At 66.0% G+C, this 4,967-nt stretch carries 5 protein-coding genes; 2 read left to right on the top strand and 3 right to left on the bottom strand.

All coding sequences use genetic code 11. The features are described 5' to 3' along the window. Positions 1-103: 103 nt before the first annotated feature. Positions 104-1,165 (bottom strand): glycosyltransferase family protein, encoded by a 1,062-nt coding sequence (locus ACFPOB_RS30095; RefSeq protein ID WP_377801837.1) that lies wholly within the window; start codon positions 1,163-1,165, stop codon positions 104-106. Between the two features lie 361 nt (positions 1,166-1,526). Continuing rightward, the gene (locus ACFPOB_RS30090) at positions 1,527-2,243 is read right to left on the bottom strand and encodes an MgtC/SapB family protein (RefSeq protein ID WP_377801836.1); all 717 of its coding nucleotides are present in this window, start codon (positions 2,241-2,243) and stop codon (positions 1,527-1,529) included. A gap of 267 nt (positions 2,244-2,510) precedes the next feature. Between ACFPOB_RS30090 and ACFPOB_RS30085 the strand changes: the two genes are divergently transcribed. Beyond that, positions 2,511-2,756, top strand: a complete 246-nt coding sequence (locus tag ACFPOB_RS30085) for a PsiF family protein (protein ID WP_377801835.1) — start codon at positions 2,511-2,513, stop codon at positions 2,754-2,756. Between the two features lie 207 nt (positions 2,757-2,963). On the opposite strand, the gene ACFPOB_RS30080 is transcribed toward ACFPOB_RS30085, so the two are convergent. Beyond that, on the bottom strand, positions 2,964-3,626 hold the full coding sequence (locus tag ACFPOB_RS30080; RefSeq protein ID WP_377801834.1) for a Spy/CpxP family protein refolding chaperone: 663 nt from the start codon (positions 3,624-3,626) through the stop codon (positions 2,964-2,966). 224 nt (positions 3,627-3,850) lie between these two features. On the opposite strand from ACFPOB_RS30080, the gene ACFPOB_RS30075 reads away from it, so the two are divergent. Next, the gene (locus tag ACFPOB_RS30075; protein ID WP_377801833.1) at positions 3,851-4,849 is read left to right on the top strand and encodes a P1 family peptidase; all 999 of its coding nucleotides are present in this window, start codon (positions 3,851-3,853) and stop codon (positions 4,847-4,849) included. Positions 4,850-4,967 lie beyond the last annotated feature (118 nt).

The raw sequence follows: 4,967 nt of genomic DNA, 5'->3' as shown, positions 1-4,967 counted from the left end.
TTCGCCCTCAAATCCACGCTGGAAAAACAGGCCGCATGAGGCCAGAAACGAAACCCAGGACTCTCCCTCAGACCGGAGGAGAAAAGGGTCTCAGGTCACACCCTCACCTTTTTGTTCCGGGGCTTGAGGCGTCTAGGACCGCGCCGCCCGTCGCGATCGGGTCGCCAAGCTTGGCATTGTAAAGCTTCACATGCGAACGGGCGATTTCAGCCCAGTCGCGAAGCCGCAACTCGCGCGCCAGTGTTTCCGGTGCGAGGACACGCTCCGCGGTGCCAGCCATGATCCGGCCGATGAGATCGGCTGCATTGTCCGGCGAAGAGACGGGATGCGTGACTTTCGTCAACCATTCGGGTGTGAGCTCCGAATGCGTTGTCAGGACCGTGGCGCCGTGTTCAAGGCTGGCCAGCGCCGAACCACGCTTGTTCGAGACGCCATCCGGAAATGGCAACAATGCGATCGTGGCATCGTTCAGGGTCGCAGAGACCTCGTCCGCGGGCAAACTGAGCCGTAGCCCGATTTTGTCACGCTCGGAGCGGCTCCTGACCAGATCCACGAAATCCCGATCACTATCGACCATCGCTCCGATCATATCGACATCGATCGATGCGCCAGCGGAGCGGAGTTGTGCCACCGTATCCAGGAAAAACTCGACCCCCTTGTTTCGAGATATCTGCCCGAAATAGACGAGCCGCTCGGGCCCGACGCGGGCGCCGCGCGGTGACAATTGCGGAATGTTGTTGCCGATGGGCATGACCGTCAGACGGCCATGCGAGTGAGGGAAATAGCGTTGAAACCGCGCCTTCTCCTCGTTGTTCGAAAAAATGATCCTCTTGGAAAGAATGCTCGACGGAATGAATGCTGCTTTGCGCACGACATTGAATGTCCCGAATTCGTGCAATGTGACGAATGAATTGCCAACGAGCAGCGGGGCAAACCCCGGGGCTACCGAGAGGCCGAGACGGAGTGTGGGATACTGCACGTGGAAAATGGCATTCGGGTTTTTCCGGTACCGATGCTTGAGCTTCATGAAATTCGCGAATGACCACCGGTCAAAGAATTCCACGACCGCATCAATGCCGATCCCTCTGAGCGCTGCGGCCAGTCTAACCGTATAGTCGGTGACGCCACACATTTCTCCCGGCATCGTCGCCGCGATTAGAACCACGTTCAAAGTCGTCCCCCAAGGCGGCGTCACGCTCAATGAAACCCGAAAGTCGCCCACCCGATAGGGCGACCTTGATAAGCCGTTGTTATTCCAGCCAGTTCCCAAGAAGACGAAGAAATGTTAATAATTCTGAAATAAAATAGGCATCCTGCGAGAAGCAATAATGCGCATTATTGCTGGAGGTTTGCAGATTTTCCCATAGTCAGAACCGTTATTGCCACCTGCATGATCGGCCCGCACGCAAACGGCGCCAACGCTTTTGCGCTCAGGGCCGAACTCGGCATCGCCGTGACACTGCCACGCCTGTTGCCCCGCGCGACGCGTCTGTCACGAAGCGGGCTTACCGGCATGGCTGTGACGCTCAATCGCTGGTGCTGCTCTCCCAGGTCGCATGGGTCACGCCGGCCACGCGCTCGATGCGCTCGACCACGGCGTCGAGCTCCTTGCGCTCGACAGCCGTGCTGATCAGCGTCGCGACGATCTCGATCGCCTCCTCGCCGCGCTCGACCGTCTTGACGTCGCCGACCGGGTAATTCGCCTGTTCGAGCAACTCGACCACCGCCTCGCGCACGGAGGGCAGCGCCTCCGGATCGGTGGTGACGACGACCTCATAGGTCGCCTCCGAGGCCTTCTCGTTGATCGGGCTGCGGTTGATCGCGTTGACCAGCGGTCGCAGCAAGGTGTTGCCGGCGATGACGAAGACGGTCACCAGCGCGCCCTCCGCCACCATGTCGGCGCCGGTGCAGGCGCCGACCGCCGCCGCGCACCAGAGCGTCGCCGCCGTGTTGAGACCACGGACGTTCATCCCCTCCTTCATGATCACACCGGCGCCCAGGAAGCCGATGCCTGAGACGACATAGGCGATCACGCGGATCGCGCCGTCTGCCCCGGCGATGCGCATGGCGAGATCGACAAAGGCGGCGGCGCCGACCGCGACCAGGACCGTGGTGCGCAGGCCCGCAGTGCGCTGCCGGTATTGCCGCTCGGCCCCGATCAGCGCGCCGAGCACGAAGGCCGCCAGCAGGCTGACGACAGAATCGAGGAAGGGATAGAGTTCAAAAGTCTGGATGAAGCGCATGAGCCTGCCTCCCGGTAACGGCACGGCTCCGACCGTCACGACGTCGCCGCCTATAGCGGGCGGGATGTGACGGTTCAATGAAGGCAAACAGAGCGTCCGCCAGGGCGGCAGGCGCTGAATCGCCCTCGCAACCGGGCGCGGCAACTGCCTGTTCCGACACAGGAAATCGGCGCGACGAGGGCAGAGCGGTCGGGGCATGGCGAGCGCCATGACGCCGGGTCGCGACTCAGGCTAGCGTCGGCGTCCCGCCATAGGGATCATCGCACCATGAAGACGCTCATCCTCGCTACCCTCGCCGTCGGCCTCTCAAGTGCCGCTTTCGCCCAGAGCCCGAGCTGCAATGCCCAGGCGACCGAGAAGAAGCTCGCCGGCGCGGCCAAGACCAGCTTCGTCACCAAATGCGAGAAGGACGCCGGTGCAGCCTGCGACAAGCAGGCGGCCGACAAGAAGCTGTCCGGAGCCGCCAAGACCAGCTTCACGGCAAAATGCGTCAAGGACGCGGTCGGCACCTGACGAGCCTGAGTATTCTCGCCGAGCCCTCATCCCGAGGAGCAGCCGCAGGCTGCGTCTCGAAGGATGCTCCAGGAGGTTCAGGAGCCAGCTGGAGCGTCCCTCGAGACGGCAGCTGACGCTGCCCCTCAGAGATGACGTCTTGCGAGGGGTCGAACGAAAAAGGGCGGCCCTGACAGACCGCCCTTCTCACTTACGGTATCCTGACAATCAGCCACGATCATCGTCGTCGTCATGGCCACGATCGCGCCAGCGGCGCGGACCGCGGTCATCATCGTGGCGATCGTCGCCGCGGCCATGCCATTCCTGCCAGCGCCCCCGCATCTCGCGCATGCGCTCGCGCCCTTCCGACATCGCCTGGCGCACGGCCCGGCGCGCCACGGTCTTCTGCTCGTCCGACAGCGTCGACCAGAGCGGGCGTACGGTATCCGCCATCTCCCTGCTGCGGGCCGCGCGCTCGCCCTGGCGGTTCGCCATCATGTCGAGCCGCTCCATGATGTCGGCGTCGCGGAAGGTCTCGCGCTGCTCGCGCATCTTGGCAAAGCGCTCCTGGCGCTGCTCGGCATTGCGCTTGATCAGCGCTTCCAGCCTCTCGAAGGCCGGCACCTGCTCGGGCTTCAGCTTGAGATCGGTGCGCAGCTGGGCGAGACGCTCGTTCATCCGGGCCGCGGCGCGCTCGGCCCGGCGCTGGCGCCATTCCTCACGCCGGTCGGCGCGGTCGCCGCGCTCGGCCCGGTCGCCACGCGGCTCGCTCTGCTGCTGCGCCGGCGGCGTGCTGCCCGGCGCCGGCGGAATCGGCTGCGGCTGGGCCATGGCCAGCGTCGCCGCGACGGCCGCGGCGCTGGAAGCGGCGATGAGGGCGATACGTTTCATGAAAAGCTCTCCGTCTGTTCAGGTCGAATACGGTTCGCTGGCGGGTCTCGAAGCCGGGTCGCGATGTCGCCAAGGTGCCGCAGCCGGCCTGACCCGGCCATGGCGCGCGGATGACAAGATCGTAATGTCGGCACGACGCGCCGACGAGCGGGAAGTTCCAGCGCCCAGCCGAATCGGCGCACCATGCTGTCGAGGATCAACCGACGCGACGAAGAACTTCAGCCATGCGCAATCTCATCACCGATGTTCGTGGCGTCCTCGTAGGCAATGCCGAGGATTCTGCTGCCGCGACCGGCGTCACTGTCGCCCTGTTCGAGCGGCCGAGCATCGCCTCTGTCGCCGTCCTCGGCGGCGCGCCCGGCACGCGCGACACCGCGCTGCTGGAGCCTGGCATGACGGTCGAGCATGTCGACGGCATCGTCCTCTCCGGCGGCTCGATCTGGGGCCTCTCCGCCGCCGATGGCGCGCTGAGCTGGCTGGCGCGGCAAGGACGCGGCTTCCCGATCGCCGGCTATCGCGTGCCGATCGTGCCGCAGGCGATCCTGTTCGACCTCGCCAATGGCGGCGACAAGCCCTTCGCCCGCGGCGAGGGCGAGGCGCCCTATCGCGCCCTCGCCGAGACTGCGAGCGCCGCCGCTGCGGCCGAGTTCACGCTCGGCAGCGTCGGCGCCGGCTTCGGCGCGACCACAGCCAATCTCAAGGGCGGGCTCGGCTCGGCCAGCGCGAGGGCCGCGACCGGCCAGGTCGTCGGCGCGCTGGTGGCGGTCAACGCCGTCGGCACGGCGACGATCGGCGACAGCCCGCATTTCTGGGCGGCGCCTTACGAGCAAGGCGCCGAGTTCGGCGGCCGCGGCTGGCCGGCGACGATCCCTTCGGAAGACCTCGGCCTGCGCTTCAAGGGCGGCCCCGGCGCCAACACCACCATCGCTTTGGTCGCGACCGATGCGGTGCTGACCAAGGCGCAGGCCAAGCGCATGGCGCTCTGCGCCCATGACGGGCTCGCCCGGTCGCTGCGGCCGGTCCACGCCCCGCTCGACGGCGACGTCGTCTTCGCCGCCGCGACCGGCCATAGCGGCGCCCCGTCCGACGCGTTCGCCCTGACCGAGCTCTGCGCCACTGCCGCCGACGTGCTGGCGCGCGCCGTGGCGCGGGCCGTCTACAATGCGACCGCCCTGCCCTTTCCGAGCGCCAAGCCGGCCTGGCGCGACAGGTTCGGGAGCTGACCAGCGCCCGGCGTCGTGTTAGAGTCCGTCCCGGAACTCATGACGCTCGCGCGATGCGGCGGATAAGAACCATGGCGGCGGCTGCGTAGAGGAAGGCCGTCGCGGAGGCGATGGTGGC

The sequence above is a fragment of the Allobosea eneae genome (genome assembly GCF_042657265.1).
Taxonomy (GTDB): Bacteria; Pseudomonadota; Alphaproteobacteria; order Rhizobiales; family Beijerinckiaceae; genus Allobosea; species Allobosea eneae.
This window is presented reverse-complemented; position numbering and strand designations above follow the sequence as displayed.